15 protein-coding genes are annotated in these 24,965 nt (G+C 55.5%); 2 read left to right on the forward strand and 13 right to left on the reverse strand.

Annotation, left to right across the window (positions count from 1 at the left end):
* The 8 genes from FE784_RS30820 to FE784_RS30855 all read right to left on the reverse strand — a co-directional run.
* The coding region (locus FE784_RS30820; RefSeq protein ID WP_218103838.1) for a hypothetical protein at positions 1–365 on the reverse strand (365 nt) is incomplete at its 3' end.
* A gap of 110 nt (positions 366–475) precedes the next feature.
* Entirely contained in the window at positions 476–1,945 is a 1,470-nt protein-coding gene (locus FE784_RS30825) for a PP2C family protein-serine/threonine phosphatase (protein WP_139606110.1), read from the reverse strand.
* 43 nt (positions 1,946–1,988) lie between these two features.
* Entirely contained in the window at positions 1,989–2,324 is a 336-nt protein-coding gene (locus FE784_RS30830; protein ID WP_139606111.1) for an STAS domain-containing protein, read from the reverse strand.
* The gene (locus tag FE784_RS30835) at positions 2,321–2,773 is read right to left on the reverse strand and encodes an ATP-binding protein (protein WP_176706648.1); all 453 of its coding nucleotides are present in this window, start codon (positions 2,771–2,773) and stop codon (positions 2,321–2,323) included. Before FE784_RS30835 ends, FE784_RS30830 begins: the two co-directional genes overlap by 4 nt.
* 38 nt (positions 2,774–2,811) lie before the next feature.
* A complete protein-coding gene (locus tag FE784_RS30840; RefSeq protein ID WP_139606113.1) occupies positions 2,812–5,847 on the reverse strand; it encodes a HEAT repeat domain-containing protein in 3,036 nt (1,011 codons plus the stop codon).
* A 4-nt stretch (positions 5,848–5,851) separates the two neighbouring features.
* Positions 5,852–6,442: a GNAT family N-acetyltransferase gene (locus tag FE784_RS30845; protein WP_139606114.1), complete on the reverse strand. Its 591-nt coding sequence runs from the start codon at positions 6,440–6,442 to the stop codon at positions 5,852–5,854.
* A 66-nt stretch (positions 6,443–6,508) separates the two neighbouring features.
* Complete coding sequence (locus tag FE784_RS30850) at positions 6,509–9,268, reverse strand: adenylate/guanylate cyclase domain-containing protein (protein WP_139606115.1); 2,760 nt, start codon at positions 9,266–9,268, stop codon at positions 6,509–6,511.
* A 78-nt stretch (positions 9,269–9,346) separates the two neighbouring features.
* A complete protein-coding gene (locus FE784_RS30855) occupies positions 9,347–12,928 on the reverse strand; it encodes a stalk domain-containing protein (protein ID WP_139606116.1) in 3,582 nt (1,193 codons plus the stop codon).
* Positions 12,929–13,119: 191 nt separating this feature from the next.
* Between FE784_RS30855 and FE784_RS30860 the strand changes: the two genes are divergently transcribed.
* Positions 13,120–13,506 (forward strand): DUF4280 domain-containing protein, encoded by a 387-nt coding sequence (locus tag FE784_RS30860; protein WP_139606117.1) that lies wholly within the window; start codon positions 13,120–13,122, stop codon positions 13,504–13,506.
* 258 nt (positions 13,507–13,764) lie between these two features.
* Positions 13,765–15,516: an MORN repeat-containing protein gene (locus tag FE784_RS30865; protein WP_139606118.1), complete on the forward strand. Its 1,752-nt coding sequence runs from the start codon at positions 13,765–13,767 to the stop codon at positions 15,514–15,516.
* A gap of 727 nt (positions 15,517–16,243) precedes the next feature.
* Here the strand turns inward: FE784_RS30865 and FE784_RS30870 are convergent.
* The 5 genes from FE784_RS30870 to FE784_RS30890 form a co-directional block, all read right to left on the reverse strand.
* Complete coding sequence (locus FE784_RS30870; protein WP_139606119.1) at positions 16,244–17,818, reverse strand: copper amine oxidase N-terminal domain-containing protein; 1,575 nt, start codon at positions 17,816–17,818, stop codon at positions 16,244–16,246.
* Between the two features lie 710 nt (positions 17,819–18,528).
* Positions 18,529–19,740, reverse strand: coding sequence for a VWA domain-containing protein (locus FE784_RS30875; RefSeq protein ID WP_139606120.1), 1,212 nt, complete (start codon positions 19,738–19,740; stop codon positions 18,529–18,531).
* A gap of 3 nt (positions 19,741–19,743) precedes the next feature.
* On the reverse strand, positions 19,744–22,116 hold the full coding sequence (locus tag FE784_RS30880; RefSeq protein WP_246132272.1) for a DUF5682 family protein: 2,373 nt from the start codon (positions 22,114–22,116) through the stop codon (positions 19,744–19,746).
* Complete coding sequence (locus FE784_RS30885) at positions 22,074–23,165, reverse strand: ATP-binding protein (RefSeq protein WP_139606121.1); 1,092 nt, start codon at positions 23,163–23,165, stop codon at positions 22,074–22,076. Before FE784_RS30885 ends, FE784_RS30880 begins: the two co-directional genes overlap by 43 nt.
* Positions 23,141–24,952, reverse strand: a complete 1,812-nt coding sequence (locus FE784_RS30890) for a HEAT repeat domain-containing protein (protein ID WP_139606122.1) — start codon at positions 24,950–24,952, stop codon at positions 23,141–23,143. The genes FE784_RS30885 and FE784_RS30890 overlap by 25 nt, the downstream gene beginning before the upstream one ends.
* Positions 24,953–24,965 lie beyond the last annotated feature (13 nt).

The following is a 24,965-nucleotide window of genomic DNA, read 5'->3' on the forward strand; positions in this document are numbered from 1 at the left end:
CCTTCGGGGGCGCGCTTCATCTGGAGCTCCTCCGACTCTTCCTCGATCTCCTCGCGCTGTACCGATTGTCCGCCATCCGGAGCAGAGGTGATCCTGTCGGCGACCAGCTTGCCGACTTGATCGGCTTCCTGCTCGTAGGCGTCCCCGGCGGGACCGACCGTCAGCTTCGCTTGTACCCCTTCGGGCAATGCGGCCTGTTGCTGGGTACCCGACAGCATGTTTCCTATCGCCTTGTTCCCGAACGATCGCTGCAGCTGCATCATCGGATGGGCTTCGGCGGTTTGCGGCTGTTTCGTGCTTGGTGTAGCCTTTTTGGTCAACTCGCCGTCCGGGCGTCTATGGATGCTTGTATGGCGGGTAGTCAATGGGAACGACCTCCTTCATGGATCAATCGGGAACGCAAATCCCGTCTTGCCTTCTATTCAAAATATACCACAAATCGCCATCTGGCCGCGGGACTATTTTCGGATAAATTTTATTTTTTTTCGACGGTCATGACTGCAATATCGTCCGATTGCATCGCGCCGTTGGCGAACCGGTCCACATCCTCGATCAGAAGGCGCAGCATGTCCGGTCCCGTTGCGGATCGCCCGCGATCCAGCATGCTCTGCAGCATCGCGGAGCCGTATTGGCGCCTGGCCAGATCCTCCGCTTCGGTTATTCCGTCGGTATATAGCACGATGCGGTCGCCGGACTTGAGCAACGTCCCATGATTGGAATAGAACGTGTCGTCCATTACGCCCAGCGGCAAGTTTTTTTTGCCGACGAGCGGCTCGACCCCGCCTTCGCTCCTCAAAATGTATGGGGTACAATGGCCCCCGTCGCTGAATTCGAGCTTTCCGGTAACGACGTCCAGCACGCCGCATATGATTGTCGCGAACATCGTAGAATCGTCCTTGTACAGCTCGCGGTTCACTTCCGTCAGCAGCTCGCCGGGAGTTATCCCCCGGGACATGCGCCCTTTGATCAGCGTCATAATCATCGCCATATAGAGGGCTGCCGGAATGCCTTTGTCCGAAACGTCGCCAAGCGCAAAAAACAATTCGTTGTCCCCGAGCATGAAGTAGTCGTAAAAATCGCCGCCGACCTCCCTGGCCGGCCTCAGCATGGCGTGCACCTCGACGGGAAAAACCGCCGTTGCTCCGGACTCTCCACGATCGAGACGGAGAGAGCCTCCCGCTTGTGACGCAGTCGCATCCTTCTCCTCCGGCTCGTGCCATATGGCGGATGCCGCCCTGCGGTGCGACAGCTCCATCGGCAAAAATCCCATCTGAATCCGCTGGGCGATTCTTAGCTCGCTCTCCATCCGCTCTTTGGCCGCCACCGTGTTTTTCAACGCCTCGAGCGATTTTTCCAGCGCGTCGACCAGCATCGCATTTTCCAGCGACACCGCAGTCGGCGCCGCAATCGATTCGAGTAGCCGTACGTCCCGATCCGTAAAGGGCTTTCCGTTCCGTTTATTCAACACCTGCAGCACGCCGATGATCGAGCCTTTGCTGAAGATGGGCACGCATAGCAGGTTGCGCGTCGCATAGTCGACCCGGTTGGCCACCTTCGACGACCAGCGCGGATCCTTCGACGCATCGTCGATTTTTAAAGGCTGCCCGTTCTCCGCAACCCATCCCGCGATGCCTTCCCCCATCTTCAAGCGGATTTCGCGAAGCTTCTCCCCTTTTTCACCAGTAGCGAGCTCGAAAAACAGATCGCCCGTCTCCGGATCGACGAGAATAACGGAGGAAGCTTCCGCATTCATAATTTGGGCGCTCGTATCCATAATCCGCTGCAGCAGATCCTGTTTCCGGATCGTCGAATTCATCTCCAGGCTCACATCGAACAGTTGCATCGTCCGCCGAAGCTCTTTGTCGAGAACCCGGCGGCTACGTTCGCTCCATACCCACCCCGCTATCGCCAGGGCAGCCAGCAGCGCAAAAGGGAGTGACATCATCGTGAACCCCCCCTCCCCGTTTTCCTTATGGTCCGTTCCACGTTCAGCCTACGGCTTGAACGGCTTCGGTCTCGGTTGCGCAAATCGTAAAAATGGTGCTGAACCCGGACATATCGAACACTTCCTTCACATGCTCGTTCATATGCGCCAGCGCAAGCTTCCCTTGGATCGACTTCACCTTTTTGGCCGCAAGCAGCAAGCTGCGCAGCCCTGCGCTGCTTACGTATTCCAGCGCGGACAAATCGAACACGAACCGGGTCGCTCCTTCCTCGACAAGCCGTAAAAACCCGGTCTCCAAATTCCCGGACGTATTCCCGTCCAATCTCCCGCCGATCGCTACTACCGTTACGCCGTCCTGTATTTTATGTTCGATCTTCATCCCGTTTGTTCCTCCTCCGGCAGCTGTAGCCGGTTTATCGTTAACCGCAATACGTTCCGTTCTCCATCTCGCTCATATATCGCTTCGTCCGTCAACGTTTTGACGAAATGGATGCCGAGTCCTCCGATGCCCCGCTCCTCGATCCCCGCGCTCACGTTCGGCTCGGGGCGATTTAACGGGTTGAACGGAACGCCGTCGTCCGTTATGCGGATGACCATTCGATCCGTGCTGTCGGTCAGTACGATTTCGATGCGGGGACGTATGTCCGTGTCCGCGCGGTCGCCGAAGCCGTATGAAATAATATTCGTCACCAGCTCATCGCAAATGAGATTCAATCTGTATTGCGTACGTTCGTCGAATTGAAACGATTCGGCCGAGTCCTTCAGAAACAGACGCAGCCTTTCCAGCTCCCGAAGCTCGTTCGTCAGCGTTACGCTTTTGATCGTCACCCGGACTCCCCCTCCGCCCGTTTTCCCGTACACGTTCGTCATGCCATCTTCAGCAGCATATTTTCCAGTAGACGGACGCGGGCGCTCGTCGCATGCAGCAGCCCGATTCCGATTTCCGGATACAGCCTGATGAGGCGGGACAGTTGTTCGCCATGCAGCTCAAGCACGTGGGCCTCGTCGAAAATGACTTGAGCCGTAACCGACGACGGTGCACCGTCGAGCGCCGACGTTTCGCCGAACGACTGCTTCGCACCGAGCACTCCGATCGTACCGCCGCCACCGTCCGCCGTTTCGTTGCTCAGCTCGACATTGCCTTCGATCATAATGTACAAGCTCGGGGACGGTTCTCCCCGGCGAAGCAGCACGGCCCCTTCCGGATGCAGCTCCTCCTGCGAAATACCGGCCAGATGTCCCAACTCGTCCACCGACAAATTGGAGAACAGCGCAACCTGCTTCAGAAAAATGACTTTGTCCAGCATGGACAATATTTTCCGCTCTTCCTTCATATTCGGTCCCTCCTGTAGCGCAAAGACGGCAATTCGATTCAGCCATTCGTCCGGCCAGCTCCGCGCATCCTCGACGATCGCCTTCGGATGACCGGAGCCACCTTGCGACTCCGACTGTTTGTATAGCTCCAGCAGCGCTGCGGACAGCTTGCGATCGCCGATTCCTTCCGCCAGCACCTCCATGCCGTTTTCCCGTACTTCGTCGTTGTCGTCCCGCACCGTTTCCATAAGCGACGCCACGACGCGCTCGTCGGACAGCTGGGCAAGGACCGACCATACTCCGTCAATCAAGGACTGATGGATTTCAACGCACCGCTGTGCCGCGAGTTCCGCCAGCTCGTGCTTATCGAGCCGCTTCAGCGCTTCCGGCAGGGCGCCTTCCCGGCTGGAGACGGAAATCCTTTGAATGCACAGGTCGACCAGCTCGTTGCGGATTGCCGATTCATCCATAATTCGCGCCAGTGCGGATACGGTCATATTCCATATAAACGGGTTTCCGTTCACCGCGTTTTTCTTCAATAGCGGAACGCACGGCTCGCCGATATCGACAAGCGCGTCAAGGATCGCTTTGCGCACCTCTTTATCGGCCGCAGGGACCATGTCCAGCATGACCGGGGCCGCGTCGGAAAATCCGAGCTTGCCCAGTCCGTAGGAAGCGGCGACTTTGACGGCCGGCTTCGGGTCTTCCAGCAGCGTCATAAGCCAAGGCGCATAAGACGCCAATTTCAGATCCGCGACGGTATGACAGCCGCATATCGCCCATTCCCCGCCTTTATCGAGCATCGTAACCAACGCTTCCTCGCAAGCGGGATAGCTCTCCTCGCTTTCCAGCGCGTACAGGGCCTTGATTCCTTCATAGACGACTTGAGGACGCGAATCGAGCAATTTGACTCGCAGAAAGAAGTGCACCTGGCTCTTCATATGCTTCGCCTTGGCCAGCAGCTTGACGCATTCCGCTCGGACCTCCTCGTCTTCGTCCTCCAGGAAGGCCGCTACTTGTACAAGCTCCTGCACCGTGGCGGCTTGCAGATTCATCGCCCTGAGCGATGCGACCCGGATTCGGGCGCTGCCGTCTCCGATCAAACCGACGAGATGCGGAAAGAACGAAGAGTCTTTCACTTTGCCGACCAGCTCGAGCGCCAGCTCCCGCACATAATCGTTCGGATGCTTCAAATAGACGAGAACGGCTGACAGCGCTTTGGAGTTGCGCATCGCCCCGAGGAACGATACGGCGTTATCGGACAAGTCGGAGAACAGCGATTGGACGCTTCCTACCAGCTCTTTGATGTACAGATGCCTTCCGTACCAAGCCACGATCATAAGAACTGCGCTTAATGCGATTCCGATCCAAGCGAGCGGAGCGAGTCCGAGCCATTTCATGGAATGCGTCATCGATAGGAACGATCCGAGCAAGATGCCCCCGGAAGCCGCCAGCCCTTGGGCGAAATACCGGAAGCCGTCCCGCTCCGAAATCGGCATCATTTTGAAAAACAGCTGGTAGCAAGGCTCGGCGATATAATACAGCAAAATGTAAAGCACGGCATAGGAGCCGGAGACAACCCCGAGCCCGAGCGGGCCGTTCATGAATAGCGAGACGAGTCCGAAGCCGCCCAGAAAGAGGACCGATACGGCCAGCAGCACATTGCTCGCGCCCAGCTTGTTCATCAGCTTGCCCGATACCGTCTGCAGGACGAGACAGAATGTGAACTGGAGCGCCGTTATAAGTCCGTAATAGGCGGTCAATTCTCCCTCCGAGGCAAATCTGGCCTCCGCCGCGTTAAAGTACTGGTACTCCATCATGAAATACAAGGTAGGCATCAGCGTCATTAACCCGATAGCGGTTAGTATGAACGGACTTCGCATCATTTTTTTCAAAAAGTAGCCGCCGCGCCGTTCCTCTTCATGAACAGCGGGCATCTCCTGCCTGCGGGCCGCATCCTTGATCATGAGCGGCGTCAAGTAGCGGGACAGCGATTTACGGAAAAACCGGTAACCGATCAGCAGAAGAACCGGAGCAAGCGCGTATACCGCTTCCGTACCGAACCATTTGCCTACGAAATAGGCCAAAATGCCGGCCGTAATTCCGCCGGTCGTCGTCGAGCCGATGAAAATCGGCATGAGCCGCTTCGCCTGCTGGGTCGGGCACAAGTCGAACGCCGTGCTCCACAGCAGCAGTGTCAGCTGCCTGACGACGAAATTGGATGAAATGAACAGAAACGGATAGTAGTACCGGAATGAAAAACCGCCTGCCATAAAGATTAGAAGCACGACCGCGTTCAACACCAGAATGGACAGCATGATCAAATACAAAACCCGCATAAACCGGTCTTTTGCCGTCCGTCCGGCCAGCCTCGAGAGCAGCCAGCCTTCCAGCGGAATGATCGCGGCTTCCGCGATATAAACGTAAGGCAAAAACTGGACGCCGAACCTTTGATTAAAAAAGGCCATGAATGCGGTGTAATTGAGCGATTCGGCGATTCCTCCGCAATAAAAGATCGGCAGCATCGTCCACAGCTTGCGGGTATCCTCCCCGCGCAGTCCGAACCACCGAGTTAAAGCAGCCTGCATGCAATCAAGTCCTATCCGTTTGGTCTATGCCTGAATTCGCGTTCTCAACGAGGGCGATTTCGGGCTTTGCTTCGCAATCGAGCTTTTTGTAAAAAGCGATCCGGTCCTCGCCGTCGTAGTAATAGTGCGGATATCGGCCGATCAATTCGAAGCCTCGAGCCTTGAACATCCGTTGAATCGGTATATATTCCGGCAAATCGCATGTGTAGGTCAATATATATCTTCCGCCGATCGAGCGGATGTAGCCCTCCAGCGAGTCGAATAAAACGGCAGCCAAGCCGAGCCGGCGGTAGTTTCTGTGAACGACCAAGTAATCCCATAAATAACCGTTGGTGCGATGCTCGTTCTCCTTGCAGCTCGTCACCGCGACAATGGCCCCCGAGTCGTCCTCGATATACCAATACATATGATGCTGCTGCTTCAAGCTGTCGAACGGGCCGTTCGTAAAATGCTCCAGCTCGCCCGGCGTATGTCTCTGGTCGTCGAACGACCATTCGGATAAGAAAAACGCGCTGATCCGCCCGGCTTCTTCGACGCTTCTCATCAGCTTCACCCGGATTTCGCTTATCGACTCCGCTTTCCATTCGGCGTTCATCCAACTTCCCCCTGTCGTATCGTCTCCCAAATGCGACACAGCCCCTCGATGCTTGTTCCCCTGAGATCAAGATACGGACAAGGTTCCGTTCCAATCTTCGGTCGTGCCGTTCTGGAAATATTCGTCGCATAAATAGAAGTAAAGCTGCGCCGCCTTATCTTGGCGATTCTGCTTGATGACCATCAAGAACGCTTCGCGGGCGTCGTAGAAACGACCGACCTGGTAATACGTGACAGCTTCCTCGAAACGCGCTTTCGTCCGCTCCTTCAGCGCCCGGACCGTATCGGGATCGCCTTGATACACGTCATACAAATGGAGCGGCTCCTTCATGCCGCCGACCTGAATCAAGCCCAGATTGCGGAATTGAAACTTGCCCGGGTCCCCGATCGCCTTCACGACGCTGTCCGTAATGAGAATGGAAGCGCCCAACGGTTCCGTCAGCCTTTCCAATATATTGGAGACGTTCACGTTGTCGGATATCACATTGCTTTCGAGACGCTGCTCTTCGCCGATAATGCCGAGCCTTAACGGGCCCTTGTGAAGTCCGATGCCGATATCGACGGAACGGTAGCCGGAATTGTCGCGATGCGAATTGTACAGCTCCAGTTCCTTTCTCATCTCCACGGAAGCGATCAACGCGTCGTCGGCGGAGCCGGGGAACAACGCCATGAAGCCTGCGCCCGAATATTTGTTGATCATGCCGCTATGATTGCGCACATAGGGTCCGAACCGTTTCAGGAACGAGTTGACGAAGTTGAAGTTCTCCTCCGGCGTCAGCCGCTTGGACATCGCGTAGAAGCCGCGTATATTGCATATCATCGTGCTCATGTTCTGCTCGACCTGATCGCCCAGCTCGACGTCCAATATCGTGTCCTTGTTCAGGAAGCGCAAAAATTGCTGCGGTACGAACCGGTAATAGGCATGACTGAATGCCTCGACCTTCATAATATATTCCCGAATCCGGGCGGCCATCGTATTGACGCTTTCACCAAGATCGGCGATTTCATCCCGGGAGCGGATCTTGACGACCGTTTCCCAGTTGCCTTTGGCAATATCTCCTACGCTTTTGCGAAGCTTGCGGAGCGAGGAAAGCTGGATGAATGTCATGAGCAGAAGCACGATCAGCAGCCCGCCGGATATGATTGCGATATTGTATACGATCGATTGCATGACCCCGCGTCTATGCGCCAGCAAGGATTCCATGTTTTTGCTCGTCTCGAAAATGCCGACGATTTTGCCGGAGGAGTTCATGATCGGCGCGATCGCGTAATTCCAGCTCCCCGTGTCGTCGGTCCAGCCTCCGTTCACCACTTTTCCTTCGCGGACCACTTGCTTGTTCTCCTCGGTAAGCGGGAAAGGATTGAACATATGCATCTCGTCGTCATCTTCCAATATGCGATAAATAAGCCCGTTTTCCACTTTGTAGACCGCTTTGTAGAAGCCGCGGTTTTCGGAGTTGGCGCTGTTGTCGAATACCGCATTGATCTTCTTGCGGAACTCGTTGAACGTCTCTCCCCTGTATTCCGACGGGGAGGCGATTGCTTCCAGCTTGTCGCCGTCAATCAGATTTTGCCCGTTGGCGGCCAGCAGCGACAGCTCGCGGAACGTCTCCTGCTCCATTTTGGCGACAAAATTGTTGTACACGACCGTGGACAGCAAAATCATCGCTGCGGCAACCGCCGGAACAAATACGACAATCTGCTTGAATACTAGCGACGTTCGGCGTTTCAGCACATTGACGTATAATAATCGGCCGGCAAGCAGCAGCAGCAGAGCGCCCGAAGCCGCCGCCCCCCATACGAACCATCTCCAGGCAATATAACGGTTCGAATAGTTCGCATTTTCCAATGTCGGAGCGAATGTTCCGTCCATCAACCGACGGTTCAGCTGCGTATCGTCCACGATAATGATATCGCCGTCGGGACTTAGGCTGATATCGGTTTTCTCGTAAGGAATCGTAATGCCGCTCGCCTTCGCATTGCCCGCATGGACCAATTCCTCGACGATATATGGCTGCTTCGGATCGACCCGGCTGACCGCCTTCGAATTATAGTCGATGAACACGAGGCTGCCGCCAGCATCCAATCTCAAGCTCTCCGGAAAGTTACGGCGCGTCCGGTCCAGCCCGGGAAGAGGATACGTCATGGACGATACTCCGTTCATGGCAACGCTGTATATTTCTCCGCTTCGCGTAGAGTAATAAATTTGTCCGGGGACATAGCCGTCAATCTCCGCCAAAAATTTGTTGGGGGGAAGCTCGAAGCTGAAAATGGGCTTGGGCTCCGTCTCTCCCGGTCCTAGGCGGTACTCGGTAACTTTCGTCATCTCGTCGTTGAAGAAATGCAAGCTTCCTTCTTTCAGCTGCGGGCTCTTCAAGCTCCCGATCCGGTACCACCTGTTTTTGGAATCGTTGTAATCCTGGGCAAAAATGATTCGGTCGAACGTCCCGTCCGGATTGTAGCGGGCAATCTGCTCCGATTTGACTGTCAGTCCGTAAGGATCGAGCAGCGTCCGTACCGTATAGAGACGGTTTTCGTTATCGACGGCCATGTCGTTGAACCGGAATTGTTCCCCGTTTTTTCCGATCTCGCTATGGATCGAGTACAGAAGCGTCCCGGTTCCGTTCAGCTTAAGAATCGTCTTCTTGGCGTTATCGATCAAATAAAGGTTGTCGTTTTTGTCGGCGATCGCTTTCGACAGACTGACAAATGGAAGTTCGCGATTCAGCGGGTTTTGCGCAAGCAAGCGCCTTTCTTGGAACACGAATGTCCCGGCTACGGCGGCGAGCAGCAGCACGAGCAGCAAGGCCGCTACGGACTTCTTCATGGGATGGAATCCTCTCGTTTGTAAACTGGATCCCCCGGAACCGCTTATGGAGCCGATCCCGGGAGAATGAATCTTTACCTAATACAGCTCGATCGTCTTCGTACTATCGTTCCAGACGACCTCGAGTCCGATCGACTCGGCCAAAAACCGGAGCGGCACAAAGGTGCGTTCCGCGATCAGCTCGGGCGGCTTCTCCAGCATGACCGGCTCGCCGTTCAAATAGGCGACCGGATTTCCGATCGTGCACTCGATCGTCCCGTATTCCGTACTCACGGTTGCCGTCATCGTATCTTCATCCCAATCCACCGCGGCGCCGAACGACTCGGAAACCGCGCGAAGCGGAATGAAAGCATTGCCGTCGCGAATGACGGGCGGGACGTCCAGCTTGATCGCTATCGTCGGAGAGATCAGATTTTGCGCCGGCAGCGTCTCGACCTGACCGCTTGTTTCAGCTTGTATTTGCTCGGCGAGCTGTGCGAGCGTCTGCAATTGTTCTTCCGAGTAAGCCGCTTTTTGCTTCTCCACGATTTGTTCGAGCAAATCCGTTTGCTTGGTCTCGAGCTGCTCCGTCAATTGCGCCAGCACAGCGGCTGCAGCGCTTCCCGGCTCCGGAGCGGGCTCTGTCGCAAGCGCGTCGATCAAAACGACGATCGACTCCATTTCGGCGAAGAGCAGCTCCTTTTCCATTTGCAGTGCTGCTGCCTTCACCGCATCAAGCGTGCGGGCGATAGCTGCAGCTTTTTCTTGATCTCCGGCTGCCTCCGCTTTTTTCTTGTCCGCGTTCATCGCCGCTTCGGCTTGGGCGAGAACGGCCAGACCTTCCGTTATGCCGTTTGCGACGTCGGCCGCCTTCGCATTCGTCTGCATGAGCGCTTCTATCGCTTTAAGCGCAGCCGCGGCATCTCCAGCCTCAACAGCGGACTGTACGGCGGCTTGCTGGCTCTCGCCCAACGCTTCCAGCTCGTCGGCGCTTAACGAGTCCAGATTTTCGCTTCCCGCTGCACCTGTTCCTGTGCCGGTTCCAGTTCCGGTTCCAGTTCCGGTTCCAGTTCCAGTTCCAGTTCCAGTTCCAGTTCCGGTTCCAGTTCCGGTTCCAGATCCGGTTCCAGATCCGGTTCCAGTTCCAGTTCCAGTTCCAGATCCGGTTCCAGTTCCAGTTCCAGTTCCAGTTTCGGTTCCAGTTCCAGTTCCAGTTCCAGTTTCAGTTCCGGTCCCGGTACCAGATCCGGTTCCCGTTCCCGTTCCTGTGCCAGTACCGGAGCCGGTTCCGGTTCCGGTTCCGGTTCCGGTCCCAGTCCCAGTTCCCGTTCCAGATCCGGTTCCTGTGCCGGTTCCAGTTCCCGTTCCTGTGCCAGTACCGGAGCCAGTTTCGGTTCCGGTACCAGAGCCGCTGCCGGTCCCGCTTTCCGCCTGCTCTTCCGCAAGCTCCGCCATAATGGCTTCGGGATTGTTGACCAGCGACATTTTCTGCAGCGCCGTTTTCGTGTCGCCCTTCTTCAGCGCCTCCAGGACGGCAAGCTGCGCTTTCGCGTCCTCGGCTTGCGTCGTCAGATCGGCGATTTGATCCGTCTTCCCGCTATCGAGAGCTTTCTGCTTGTCTTCCTCCAGTCGCTTCACGTCTGCTGCGAGAATGGAGATTTCCTTATCCAGCTCAGCCGGGGTAAGCAGCGATTTCAACTCGCCCTCTCCTGGAACCTCCATCGTCACTTTGAGCGACAATATATCCTCCGGCGATAACGCCGCGCTTCCTTGAGGATCGTCCAAAGCGTCCGCGTCCGTGATACGGTCCAGTGCGAACCAAGCCGCGCCGTCCGGGCTGAAAACCATTCCCTGCCCCGACGCCTTCATAGTCGCGGACGCAGCGTTGAATATTTCCGGCCTCAACGCTTCAAGCTTCACCTTCATCGTGCCGATAATGATGGCGGCAGACGGGATATTCTCCGGGGCTGAATCCGTAGCGGAAGGGGCCGGCTCTGGCGAAGGGAATGTAAACGCCCCCATTGTCGCGCTTCCTTCGAGCGGCGCTTCGCCGATTTTGTCTTTTCCCCGGTACAACACGATCTTCAGTTGATCCGGCTTGGCGAAAAATAAAGTTAACGCCCGGACGGGCTTGCCGATCTTCGTTTTCTTCCCGATCCGTTTTCCTTTCGCATCGAACAACGCATATTCCGTCGCCTTCAGCTTTTTGTCGGGGGTCGGGCTAAAATGGCTGAGCAGCTCGCCGACCGCCGGCTTCAGCGTCCATTTGCCGGAGGCGGGTTTTTCCTGCGCGGGCTTTACCGGACCTAGCCCGTCGTCTATTTCCTTGTACGGGAGCACTCCCCGTCTGTATGTCCGCTCCAACGCTCCCCCGGTGTCCGCGTTCAGCTTGCCGATCGCGTTCATGTAGGCGATCTGCGCGGACAGCACCAGCGCGCCCGTCTGCTCGTATGCTTCTCTGGCCGCAGCCAGCTCTTCGGGGGGCGACAGACCTAGCTTCCGCTTGCTCTCGACTTTGCCGATCGCATCAAAAGCGGCGTCGCGCGTGCGCAGCGCCTGAGCGTACCCTTCCTCCGCCCCTTTGGCATCCAGATAAGATTGTCTGACCGCCGCGATGACCGCGCTTCTCGTTTCCTTCTCCTTGATCGCCGCTTTGCTTTGCTCCATCGTCGCGATCGGCAATCCGTTGCGCAAATCGTCCAAATAACGAAGACCGCCGAATTCGCCCTGGAACAGATTTTTCGGTATCGGGAATATGATCCAGTAGTACCCTTCCCAATCTTGGCGCACCTGCTCCAGCAGCGCTTCATAGTTCGCCGTGAACAAATCCAGGTCGATCGGCCCGCCATTGTACATCCTGTCGAACACTTTCATCCGTCCCGCACCGAACTTGGAGCTGTACAGATTGCGCGTAACGTTCAATTTCTCGTCAGCCAGCCGCCGCGTCTGCATATCCTGGATCAGGGACAAATTCGTCTTCAAGGCGTCGGCTATGTATCCGGGAAGCGCCCCCTGCGACAAATCCGCATATACGGGGTCGAACGTCATGGAGAACGGCTGCTCCGTGCCGGCACCGAGCTGTTCTCCGAAGGCGATGCGCGTACTTTTGGCGGTTAACTGCGCCTGCTTGTATGCGGAAGCGGCTTGCTCCAGCGCCTGCTCGGCGGCTTCCCTGTCCGGCTGCTTCGCCAGCCCGTATATGAGCTTTTGCTTGACCGAGTCAAGCTCCTTCTGCGCGTCGTCCCGCTTCGCGCGGGCCGCTTGTTCCGCTTGCATCGTCTGGTATGCCTGCAAGTAATTTTTCTCCGCATCGGCTCTGACCTCTACCGACTTTTGCCGGAGCTTCTCCGCGGCTAAAGTGAGCTGCATTTGCGCTTCAGGCACTTTCATCGATACTTGCAGCTGCTGGCTTAAATTTTTCGGCTTCGCAAACAGCCCGGACGCTTTTTCGTCCTCGCTTTTTTTGGCATAATGGGCTTGCTCCAGCTCCACCTGCTTCTGTCTTACGTTCGTGCGCGCCTCACGCAGGTCCGGATTGCGTCCGAGCGACATGTCCACCGCTTCCCGCATCGTAAGCGACTTCAGATTGGCGCCCCATGCGGACGAGACGGCCGCCATCGGCGATATTACCGCCAACAGCACGGCCAGCCCTAGCTTCATTCGGCTTGCAGAAACATTCAAGAAAGGCTCCTCCTCTTGCGTCCGCAACTCCCAAACCTAAATCATTCGCTATGTATTCTTGTTTTAACGCCGTCCTATCGGCATCTTCTACCTTAGGACATATTGCTGACTGCCATTTTTTCTAGTACTATGAAACTAATTATACCATTTATCGAGTATAAATTGATAAACAAGATTGGAAGAATGTCGAAATGGGAAATGTCGTTTGCGGCGGAGCCATGCTTCAATGCAGCTTCGGAGCCGCGCCAAGCTCGCTGATGGTGCTGCCGGCCAATCGGGTCATGACGTCGATGCCGATAGCCAACATTATGGATAACAAGCCCATGGTCAACATATTGCCCTTCGGCATGTGTCAATCGATGGCCAACCCTACGGTAGCGGCCGCTACCGCCGCCGCTTTCGGAGCCTTGACCCCGATGCCTTGCGTGCCCGTAACGGCTGCCCCTTGGGCACCCGGCTCCCCGACGGTGCTCGTCGCCAACATGCCTGCACTGAACAATACGTCGAAATGCATGTGCAACTGGGGCGGCGTCATCCAGGTCGTTCAGCCCGGACAAATGACGATCCAAGTCCCCTGACACCTGCGCATCATTGATCGTCTTTATACATACTTATGAACCGTTGGCCCTAATACGACAGTTTATACCGGTTCGTTTTTTTCATTCCGGCATGATTGCGTTCGCTAAAGCGATACAGCTGCGAAGCGATGCTTTGATAATGCGAACAACAGACATTCCGAACCAAGAAAGACAACTGTCCGGACACGGACGCACTTTCATCGAAACATTTCGATCAGAAGCCTTATTTATTATTTTTTTGGCGAGGACGTGACAAGCTTGTCGTTCAACCCCGTGAAGACGCTGGAATCGGTATTCAGGCCGATTTTCAATCCGATGGTGTTCAAAGTTCTAAAGCCTTTGCGGGAAGCCACCAAGCTCCCGGGCATCCTGATCAAGAAATTCCAGGCGCTTGTGAACAGCTTCGTGAACACGAAGGAAACCACGCTGAAAAACTACGTATCGATCGGCGCTTATTACGTATCGAAAAGGTTGCTTCTCGTCGTAGCCCTGGTCATCCTCCTCCTCGTCTATTTCATATTCATAAAGCCTCCCGCCTTCGTCAACAAATGGATCAACCGGGTTCCCGTCGTGGTGGAAAACACGCCGAAGGCGGTCTCTTTCTCGGGCGATGCCAAAATCGTAAGCACCGACAAAAAACAGTCCCGCTATGTCGGAGGATTGGCCGACGGCCTCTACATGGGCACGGGCAAGCTGTACAACGAAACCGGCACGCTCGTATACGAGGGCGAATTCGACAAAGGGATGAAAGCAGGTGCCGGCTCCTTGTACGACGACAGCGGCAAGCTTGTGTACAAAGGCCAATTCACCGCTGATCAGTATAACGGCGAAGGGACGCTGTTCCAGAAGGACCGTAAAATCCGGTTCACCGGACAATTCCAGAACGGCAAATTCGGCGGACCGGGCAAGCTGTACAACGACAATGGAGCGCTCATCTATGAAGGCGCTTTTCTCGAAGGCATGTACCATGGCGCGGGCAAGCTGTTCGGCCAAAACGGTCAAATCGTCTATGAAGGCGACTTCGCCGCCAATGAATATAACGGTGCGGGCAAAAAGTACGACGATCAGGGAAAGCTTCAATATGAAGGGGCGTTCAAGGCCGGCCGCTACGCCGGCGACGGGACGGAATATTATCCGAACGGCTTCGTGAAATACAAAGGCGCATTCGTTGCAGGCGGCTACGGCGGTGGTGTCGGGGAATTAAATGACGACAAAGGCATGCTTCGCTTCAAGGGCTCGTTCCAGAACGGCGTCATGACAGGCCTGGGCGAAGCATTCGACGAGACGGGGAAGCTCGTATATAAGGGCGATTTTGCAGGAGGCCTATATGACGGCATAGGTACCCTTTACGACAAAGACGGCGGGATTGTGCTGAAATCGTTTTTCGAGAAGGGCCGGATCGGTTTGCAAAAGTTTATCGGCCTTCCGAGCAAAAAGCTCGAGGACTTGCTTGGCAAGCCCGCCGAGATCACGCTGCTGGATCAACCCCAGCCGCTCGGCGCGGAAATCACGGACACGACGGAGTCGTCGACTGCAACGGGAGCGGGTGCGGGTGCAGGGGGCGCCACGAATGCAGGCGGACCGAGCAACGGTGCGGCAGCCGGAACCGGTTCCGGCGCTTCCGCTACAGCTTCAGGCACGGTTTCCGATACAGCTTCCTCCGTTTCGGCAGCCTCAGGCATGAAGTTCCAGATGATCTACTCGGACCTTCAATATTCGTTTTTGGTGGAACCGTCCAAGTCGAATCCGAAGGAAGCGGTCGTGACCGAGCTCACCATTTGGGGCAGCAAGCCGCTTTCCGTACTGCAGCCCGCCATCGAAACGTTCAAGGACACGGAGAAGACGAATGCCGAGGGCTTTACCGTACTGGAGCTTCAAGCTCCGTTCCCCGGAGGTTTGAGGATCAACCGGTATTACCGGGACGATAATCTGTATTCGCTCACTTTTTTCGCCGGCGAGAAAGCGGCGCACGAGCTTGAGATCATCGCGATCGAACGGATCAAGCCGTAGTGCCGCTATAGTCGGGTTTCGCAAAAGGGAAGACCTCCTCCCCCACCTTACGGTGGAGGTTGAGGTCTTTTTTGCGCATGCATATCCAGGATGCTCTTGTCTCAAGAACGCTTAGGAACAGCTCCTGTTCCCGATCGCATAAGCGGCATCCAACGCGGGGCCTCTTGCCGAGGCATGTGCCACCTATTGCCGTAAATTAAGGAACTGGATTCCGTTATTGTCCCGAATTCCATGACACCCTTGAAAATAAAGGAACCGGCTTCCGTTAATTGGGTTTTTCGGAGTAAAAATGGTCGAAAACAGCGGGATAACGGAATATTTTTCCGTTATCTTGCGATCGACATCGGGACTCGGGTCAATAGCATACTCCAGTTCCGCTAATGGATGGATTCGCGGCCTCGCTGGTATCGGCTAGGCAGCTTGCGTTCACCGATCATGCGTTATATGCACCCCTCTCGCGAATTATGCTATGGGTAGTTTTTCTTCATGCTTTGGTAAGTTTTCTTCATGCTTTGGTCGTTTTTCTTCATGCTTTGGTAGTTTTGCTTCATGCTTTGGTAGTTTTGCTTCATGCTTTGGTAGGTTGACACGCTAACTTCACTTGCGCACTGATGCTCCGATAATCAATCGCAATGAAGCGTTGGCGCTTTTTCGTACCGCACGCAGCTCCCGGCGCTCGGTGTGGCGTTGCATAACTTCCGTCGACCGTCCGTACGGGAGGGGCGGCTTATTTGCCTTCCGTATAGACGTCAAGCTTAACCGATTCGTCGACCATTTTGTAGCTGATGTCCGCTTCGGCGTATACGAGTCCTTGATACTTAACTTTCGCGTAGCAATGCTTGACGCCCAGAACATTCCCCCAGTTATCCTGAGCATAGCTGTTGATTACTTGCTTCTTGGCACTGTCGGACAATTGCTGGAACTGAAGCAACGCCTCCTTCGTAGGCAGTTCCATAACCATAATCGCCTCGGACGAATCCAATCCATACGAATTCGGCATCAGGCCGTCTATCACTTGTTGGGTAAATTGCTTCTTCAGGGTCATCACTTTATAATGTTCGGCTTGTTCATCCGGTCTGGGCGACTTGTAGGCTCCATTCTCGAAGTACCCGGCCGATACGACCTTTCCGGAAACGTCCGACAACGTTCCGATTCCCTCCGGTTTCCCGCCGTATACTTCTCCTTCGTACGTTTGGCCGTTGCTGTAATAAACGTTTCCCTTACCCGTCTGATTGTTGGATTTGAACTGTCCTTCGTATGCCAGACGCCCTGTGTTGTCATACATTTTCCCTTGTCCGTGACGATTCGCGTCCCGTAGTTCTCCTTCGTACCACAATATCCCGGTATTGTCCGAGCGATATATTTTACCTTTCCCGGTTTGCTTGCCTTCGTAAAAATCGCCCTCGTAAATCATTTTGCCTTTGTTGTATAACTTGCCGACGCCATGCTGTACGCCTGCTTTAAAATCCCCTTCATAAAACAGCGTTTCGTCGGTATTGTAATATTTCCCTTTCCCTTCCCGCGAATCGTGCGCATATCCGCCTTCGTATTTCAGCTTGCCTGTTTTGTCGTAAAGCTTGCCGATTCCTTCCCTGCTTCCTTCCTTAAAATCGCCCTCATAATACGAGCCGTCATCGAAAACGAGCTTCCCTTTCCCATTGGATAAATTATCCAAATAATGACCCTCATAGTAAGATTTCGGATTTTGCGGATCGTATTGCTTTCCGATTCCCTCCATCCTGTTCGCCTTAAAATCGCCTTCGTACCACAGTGTATTCCGGTAATAGTACTTTCCTTTACCTTCTTTATTATCGCCCTTCATGTCTCCTTCGTACTTCAAATCGTTCGAGTACAGAATATCGATCAGATCGGATCTGAGAGTCGAGACGATCTTGACCGTCTTCGATGTGTCATCCCATCCGACTGTCCGACCTGTAGCTTCACCTACAAAACGCAGCGGAATGAACGTATGTCCGTTAATCATTCGGGCCGCCTCGGGCATCATGATCGTCTCGCCGTTTACGATCGCTTGCTCTTGATCAATCGTCAGGGAAATCGACCATTTTTGTTTAGTGCCTGTAACTGCTCGCTTCTCTTCGTCCCAAGAAACTTGTATGCCGAATGTCTCGAATATCGGGCGAAACGGCACCATCGTAACGCCTTCGACATTGACGGGCTGTTCCGCAAATTGGACTTGGCGCTCATCGATGTACACTTTAATTACCGGCTCCTGAGCATACGCGAGGGGTGCAGCGACCAGCAGTACGACGAAAATGAAAATTGCGGCAATCGTTTTTTTCAATTGACCTCTCTCCTTGACATCGAATTGTACAAAATCCCGGCTTCATTTTCCATTATTCGACAACATTCCTCCCAATCCTTTGACATGTCCTAAAAAAGTCATTTATTTCATCAAATTATGACTCCGCCTTATTTCCTATTTTTCTATATTGAAAGCTTATCTTCACGAAATAAGAATCATTTTCCGGGAAATAATTCGGCCTACTGCCCCTGTATTCTTTGCAGCCCGAGCAACTCCTCAGTGCTGACGCGATGAGCTTCTTTAACCAATCTGCATCATTTGCGAACACGCGTTCCCCATTTGATAAATCGTGTTCATCATTGACGCAATCCCGCCTAAAACCGCAAATTAGCGATATAACGGACAGCAGCCTCTGATAGGTGGGGAAAAGTAGATGGAAGAGCCTTGTGTCATGCTATCAGGTCTACGGTGTCCGTTAGTCTTCGAAGGTAGCCATTTTTTTCAAAAGTTTTATGGCGTCCGTTAATCCGAACGTCCGTTTCTCTCTACCTTAACAGTTACTAGGAGGCTCACTGATCGTGCGAAAGCCATATAAAAACAGGCTCCCAAGTCCAAAAAGCGCTGGCGCAACCAGCTCCAACGCTCGAAAACCGCCCAAAGACAAAAAATCATGCGGTATACCGCCGCCATGCAACTCCGCACCGTTTGCAGCTCCCGGCGCTTGATGCGAAAGCCATACTCAAAAATCATCAAAGTCCCGGGTTCGAGGACTTGACCCGATCCGCGAGCATCGTCAGATCATATCCCTTCAAAGCACCCTCGATCAGTTCAGGCAGCTTGTCGGGCGAGCAGCCGAAGGAGGGGATGCCGAGCTGGGCCAGCTTCTTCGCGACGGATTCGTCGTAGGACGGAATCCCTTGATCGGATAAAGCGAGCAGGCAGACGACCTTCACCCCGGCCTGGTGCATTCCTTCCAGCCTCCGGATCATTTCCGAACGGTTGCCGCCCTCGTACAGGTCGGAGACGAGGATAAACATCGTCTTCTTCGGCTCCGCGATAAAAGTCTCGCAATAAGCGACCGATTTATTAATATCGGTCCCGCCGCCGAGCTGAATCCCGAACAGCATATCGACCGGATCGTCCGCGCATTGCTCGCTCAGATCGACGACCTCGGTATCGAAGGCGACTACCCGGGTGTCCAGCGAAGGCATGCTGGCAAAAATCGAACCGACAATCGACGCATAAATAACCGAGTTGGCCATCGAGCCGCTTTGGTCGATATCGAGAATGACCGTCCATTCTTTGCTTTTGCGGGCACGGTCGAAGAAATACACTTTCTCCGGTATGAGCAGCTGCCGTTCCCTGTCGTAATGCTTCAGATTTTTGCGGATCGTCGTATTCCAGTCGAGACCGGTCAGGTTGGGGAGCGGCGAATGCCGCCTGCGATTCAGGGCGCCCGTGACGGCGCGTCGCAAGTCCTGGCTCAACCGCTTCATGATTTCGTCGACGACCGTGCGGACCAACTGTCTGGCCGTTTCCTTCGTTTTCTCGGGGATTTTCCCTTTCAGCGCCATGAGCGTCGCGACCATTTGAATGTCCGGCTTCACTTGGGCCAGCAGCTCCGGCTCGAACAGCAGCTGCTTCAAGCCTTTGCGCTCGATCGCATCCGCTTGGATGACCGAGACGATATCGGCCGGAAAAAACGTCCGAATGTCCCCCAGCCATTTGGCCAGCTTCGGCGAAGACGAACCGATGCCCGCCGATCTGGAGTTCCCCGTTCCGGTGCCCGACGCTTCTCCGCCACCTGTCGTTTCATCGTATATCGAGGCCAACGCTTCGTCCATGATCCTCGTCTCATCATCCAATAACGGCCCGTCATGGAACGATTGAAGCTTCTCGTCGGAAGCGGTGCCGAGAATCAACCGCCATCGTTTCATTTTATCCCGATCGACCGCGGTCATAGGCTACAAATCTCCAAAATCGAATTCATTGAGCTCATCCAGCTTCTCCTTTTCTTCGTCGCTGAGCGGGCGCTGCAGCGCGATTCCCGCCTCGTCCGGCCGAATTCCCCATATATCTCCCATCATTTCGGCGACGGCCGCCTTCTCTCTCGCCTCGAACGATCCGAAAGCTCTGCGGAGAAAAACGAGCGAACGATGGAACGATTCCTTCTCCAACGTACCGATGTAGTCGTCCAGCTGCTTCCATAAGGAAACTCTGGACAAAAGCGCATACCGGTTGCGCAGCGACAAGCCCTCGAACCATCCCGCGCCGAGATCCGCCGGCACGCCCGGCGACAGACGACGCGACACTTCCTGCGCGCACTGTTCGTCGGAAACCGCATTTCTCTCCAACAGAATGGCGAACGACAGCCCGGACAGCTTCGCATTGCGGTCGTCCCTCGAAGCGAGCTCCTGCAATCGCTCCAGCCACAGTTCCCCGTCCACCGCCTCGAAATGCTCCTGCGCAACCGTATGCAGCGTCTGGATCGCCGCCGACACGCCTGCGGCCGCTTCATCGTTGCACGCGGAGGCGTCGATCAGAAGCAGGGCGCCGCGGAGAAACAATTGCTGCAACAACGGAACGAGCGACGCGGTTTCCATCTTGCGGATGGAGCCGTATTGGATCAGGACGGACAATTCGTACGCCGCTGTCGCGATCTGCTCGAAATTGCCCGCATCGACGGCCAGACGCTGCAGCGCGGATGTCGCCTCCTCCATCAGCTTGTGCAGCGAGCAGTCGCAGGCGACGCGGATAAGACGGGAAGCTTCGGCTATATCCCCACAGCCCTCGAGCCGTTCCTTCAGCACGAAAGCAGCGGCCAGCTCGATCGTCTCGCCCTTCAACGTCGATTCCACCGTCTGTATTTCCGCTTCCGGCGTCCATTGCAGCACCCATTGCTCGGCCCACGAGGCGGATTGCCGCCGTACGCCCTGCTTCTTGGCGAAGCCGATTCCGAGCAGCTCCAACCGGTGCAGCAGCACGGAACGGTTCAAATCGAGATAAGCGGCTTCCTCGGACTGCACCCTGCGGTTTTCCCTCAAGTCCAGCTCCAACGAATTCGCTACCGCCGACTTGTATTTTTCCAGCTTCAGCCGTTTCAGCTCCCGGTTCAAATCGTCCTGAACCGGTGTCTGGCTGACGCCTTCCGGCAGACGTCCGATAGCCGTCCCTACGTTCGTCCGGGCCAGCGCTTCCGCAATGACGGACAACTCCCCGAATCCGAGACAAACGACGGCAGCGTCCTGCAAATCTCTCCATGTCGGCTGACTGCCGTCATGAAGGGCGGCCAGCGCTTCCGCCATGCGGACTGCCTCGATTAGCGCAGCCGTCGAGCGGAATGTCCCCTGCTCGCGAAGATGGGCGACCGCATGGGAGAAATACAAGGACGGGAGCTTGCCCAAGTCGTTTTGCCGCAAGCAGCTCCACAGCAGCTCGAAATAAGCAGGCGCTTCGTTGCCGGCGCCATATCCCGAATGCGTGGACAGCTTGTAGTAGGAATAAGGCATCAATGTCAAACGGGTCGACGTTCTCGGGAGAGCCGCTGCTTCGGTATCGCTCATGACCGGCAATCGGAAATCGAGCGCCGACGCGTGATGCGCTCCCGTCACGACGACGACGCGATCGGGCGAATGTCCAGCGTCGATCGTTTCGCGAATGCGCCGCCTCATATAAGCTTCGCGTATGTCGTTATACGCGGCCTCCTCCGGAGCCATACTCCACTCCAATGATTCGGTTTCCTGCCTCATTTGCGCCGAAAACCGGTAAACCGCCTTTCGATATGCGTCTTTATGCAAATTATGCTCGAACCGTCTTTCCCAGAATGCTTCGTAATCCGGCTCTCCGCCTTGTTCGGCAATGCTGCGGTACAGCTTCCCTTGCTCGCTTGCATACCTCTTCCGGTTCGCCCTTTCGTGCCCGACCGCATCGTCCTGACCGGCTTCGGGTACCTTCCGTTTTCGATCGTAAAGCGCAAGAGTCGTTTCCGTAGGCAGATCGATAAAATCCGCATGAGCGCCATTCCGGACCGCCCATACGAAAGCTTGATATTCAGGCGAATATTCGGCGAAAGGATACAGGATCGTCCGCACGGGCAGTCGATCGGTATAAGCGAGCAGAGCGACAGGCGGAACGACTCCTCTGGCCGTAAGCTGGGCGATGTAACCGCCGGCATCGCTCGGTCCTTCGACAAGAACGGCCGTCGGCTTCACTTCATCCAAATAGGCAAGCAAATGATGCGCCCCCGCCGGAGACAAATGCCGGATACCGAATACATGAAACGGCTGATCGAAGCTTACTTGTTCATCTCCGAGCATGCGTGGTACAGGTTTCTCCATGTCGCTCCCCGCTTCTTCATTACATTGTCCAAATATTCCTTCCAAACGATGCGGTCCTTCTCCTCATCCTTGACGATCGCCCCTTGCAGGCCGGATGCGATATCCTCGTCGTTGATCGTCCCGTTGCCGAAGCTGGCCGCCAGCGCCATGCTGCCTGTCAGCAGCGATATCGCCTCCGCCGTGGAAATGACTCCGCTCGGCCCTTTCACCTTTTCTTTGCCGTCCAGCGTCATGCCGCCCCTAAGCTCGCGGAAAATGGTGACGACCTTGCGCACCGCTTCGTCATCCGGCAAAGCCGCCTTCAGCTCGTAGCTTCCCGATATTTCACCGACCCGCTTGCGGACGATCTCGACCTCCGTCTCGATATCGGCCGGCGAAGGGAGCACAATGATATTGAACCGTCGCTTCAAAGCGGCCGACATGTCGTTTACTCCCCGGTCGCGTGTATTGGCGGTGGCGATGACGGAGAAGCCGCGTACGGCCGATATTTCTTTGCCCAGCTCGGGGACGGATATCGTTTTTTCGGACAAAATGGAGATCAAAGCATCCTGCACTTCCGACGCGCAGCGTGAAATTTCCTCGAAGCGGGCGATTCCGCCCGTTTCCATCGCGCGGAATATCGGACTTTTGATCAACGCCTGGTCCGACGGTCCCTGCGCCAGCAGCATGGCATAGTTCCACGAATAGCGGATCTGCTCTTCGCTCGTTCCGGCCGTGCCCTGAATCACCTTGGACGAATCGCCGTGAATCGCCGCCGTCAAATTTTCAGACAGCCACGACTTCGCCGTACCCGGCTCTCCGATGAGCAGCAGCGCCCGATCCGTCAGCAACGTCGCAATCGCCATCTCGACGAGCCGCTTGTTGCCGATATATTTGGGGGTAATGACGGTGCCCCCGGCTTTGCCTCCGATCAGGTAGGTAAGCACCGCTTTGGGCGACAGCTGCCAGCCCGCCGGCTTGGCGTCCCGATCCGTTTCCTTCAGAGCGGCCAGCTCCGCTTCGTACAGCAATTCGGAGGGCAATCTTACCGCATTTTGTTTTTGATCCATCCCCATATCCCCGTTCCCTTCTTGTCGTGTTCCGGTACATCCGTTTCCGCCGGCTTAAGCGCCAGCGAATCCGCAACGTCCAGCACCTGCTTCTTCACGCTGTCGTAAGTCAATGTTTCGGCAAAAGTCCTCAGCCTGTCGGCATAAGCTCCCGGCAGCATCGACAGCAGTTCATGCTGAGTCCGGTCCAAATAATAGAGCTGCCTCTTTCCGCCGCTCTCCAACACATTCATCATCAGCTCCGGCGCATCCCGATATCCGATTCGGAAAAGAGCCAGCAGCAAATTGATCGTTCTGTAGTGGCCGAAATTCGGTTTCTCCATACACTTCTTGACCAAATACGACTCGATATCGCGGTCCGGCTCCCGGATCAGACCGCATACGAGCTCTTCCTCATCGATCTCGGCGAACAGCCGGACCCATCTCGGATCCCAGTTGTCCGGATATTCGTCTTCTTCCGGTTCCCGGAGCAACTGTTCGGCGAGCGTCGGTACGGTTTCATGTATGGCGCGCAGCAGCGGTTTGGCGTAGGGCTGCTTTTTCTGTTTCAAATCGGGTGCGTACTTCTCGTAAATCTCGTCTGCCGGACAAATCCGCAACGCCGCCTTGAAGCTGTAGGCGATAAATTTGCGCTTGTACGGCTCGTGCAACGAGACGGCGAACAGGTCGGCCTCGGGCGACCGCTGCTCGAGCAGCAGCTCCGCGGCCGCCTCCTGCGCGGCTTCGGTCTCCGGCACGATAAAGCCGTCCGTCGAAAGAAGCTTGATCAGCAATCCGGTCACTTTCGGCACACGTTTGCCTTCGAGACTGCGCAAACTTGCGAGCAGCTGCTGAACGATCTGCTCTCCGCCGGTTTTCGACACGATTTTGTCCAGCAGCTTCTCTGCGTCTTGGATGACGAATTCGACCAGTTCGTGAGCATCGCATTGCTGAATAGGCTCGATGGCGATCTCCCGGTCCTTGGAATTCAACGCCTTGCGCAGCCTGTCGATCGCCGGTCCGGACGCCAACCGCGATAAGGCCGTATAAGCCGCTCGGCGGATTTCCTTCTTCTTGTCGTCCGCCATATCCAACAGGTACGACTCTTGAGAGAGATAGTGTCCCAGCAGCTCGATGGCCGTTGTGCGCACTTCCATCGAACCTTCGGCAGAGGCGTGAAGCAGCAGCTCCATGGAGCTTTCGCGCAACAAACGATGAATCAGGTCGAGTCTGCGGGCATCGCCTTTTCCGCCTTCGGGACGGAAGCGGCTTCTCAATACGTCCAACGCCTCCAGCCCGTAATCGGGCAGCACGACACGATGCAAATATTCCGGAACTTCCGCATAACTGTCATCCAGCGCCTGAACCGCCGCGGGCAGCACCCGGAAGTCCCGAAACAATCGTTCTTCGCAGGCTTGTTGCAGCTGCTCGAGCCTGCCTTGCCCTTTCTGCGTCAACGCTTGCAGAAGCGGCTGGAGCTTGCGGAACGGCACCGGGTCCTTCAGCGACATATCCGTCCCGTCGAGCGGGCGAAGTTCGTCCTTCGTCTCGGTTGTTCCTTGCGTGTACAAGACGGATTGCAGCAAATTTCCCAGCTCCAGGAGCGCAACAGCCGAGCTGCCGGAGTCGCCCGTCAAAACCTGGGAGACCGATTTGGCCAGTCGGGTGAAGACGGGCGAGGATTCCCCCAGCTTTTCCAGCTGCGGCACCGTTTTTTGCAGCCGCATATCTCCCGCCGCCAACCCGCTTCCGGCTATAAATAAGCGTCGCACCTCATGCTGGAGCTCGAATAAAACGTCTATGCTCATTCCTGAATTCTCC

The sequence above is a fragment of the Paenibacillus hemerocallicola genome, from assembly GCF_006265175.1.
Classification (GTDB): Bacteria; Bacillota; Bacilli; order Paenibacillales; family NBRC-103111; genus Paenibacillus_AB; species Paenibacillus_AB hemerocallicola.

Coding starts and splice junctions, on each gene's coding strand:
- FE784_RS30840 (WP_139606113.1), bottom strand. CDS start 5,847: ATGCAGGCTGCTTTAACTCGGTGGTTCGGACTGCGCGGGGAGGATACC.
- FE784_RS30860 (WP_139606117.1), top strand. CDS start 13,120: ATGGGAAATGTCGTTTGCGGCGGAGCCATGCTTCAATGCAGCTTCGGA.
- FE784_RS30890 (WP_139606122.1), bottom strand. CDS start 24,952: ATGAGCATAGACGTTTTATTCGAGCTCCAGCATGAGGTGCGACGCTTA.
- FE784_RS30875 (WP_139606120.1), bottom strand. CDS start 19,740: ATGACCGCGGTCGATCGGGATAAAATGAAACGATGGCGGTTGATTCTC.
- FE784_RS30880 (WP_246132272.1), bottom strand. CDS start 22,116: ATGGAGAAACCTGTACCACGCATGCTCGGAGATGAACAAGTAAGCTTC.
- FE784_RS30885 (WP_139606121.1), bottom strand. CDS start 23,165: ATGGATCAAAAACAAAATGCGGTAAGATTGCCCTCCGAATTGCTGTAC.
- FE784_RS30845 (WP_139606114.1), bottom strand. CDS start 6,442: ATGAACGCCGAATGGAAAGCGGAGTCGATAAGCGAAATCCGGGTGAAG.
- FE784_RS30825 (WP_139606110.1), bottom strand. CDS start 1,945: ATGATGTCACTCCCTTTTGCGCTGCTGGCTGCCCTGGCGATAGCGGGG.
- FE784_RS30850 (WP_139606115.1), bottom strand. CDS start 9,268: ATGAAGAAGTCCGTAGCGGCCTTGCTGCTCGTGCTGCTGCTCGCCGCC.
- FE784_RS30830 (WP_139606111.1), bottom strand. CDS start 2,324: ATGAAGATCGAACATAAAATACAGGACGGCGTAACGGTAGTAGCGATC.